The following is a 231-nucleotide window of genomic DNA, read 5'->3' on the forward strand; positions in this document are numbered from 1 at the left end:
AGCGCCGATGGTAGTGTGGGGTCTCCCCATGCGAGAGTAGGGAACTGCCAGGCATCAATTTAGACCAGTACGCTGGTCATGACCACTCCAGTGACGTGGATTGGGCGAAATACCTGATATCAGAAGCAATATTCTGAATTCAGTACAGAATCGGTGGAGCGGTAGTTCAGTTGGTTAGAATACCTGCCTGTCACGCAGGGGGTCGCGGGTTCGAGCCCCGTCCGTTCCGCC

Annotated in this window: 1 tRNA gene; it reads left to right on the plus strand. The window is 55.0% G+C overall.

Annotation, left to right across the window (positions count from 1 at the left end):
- Positions 1–155: 155 nt before the first annotated feature.
- Positions 156–229, plus strand: a tRNA-Asp gene (locus tag A1830_RS18510).
- The last annotated feature ends 2 nt before the right edge of the window (positions 230–231 follow it).

The organism is Erwinia sp. ErVv1 (assembly GCF_900068895.1).
In the GTDB taxonomy this organism is placed as follows: domain Bacteria; phylum Pseudomonadota; class Gammaproteobacteria; order Enterobacterales; family Enterobacteriaceae; genus Erwinia.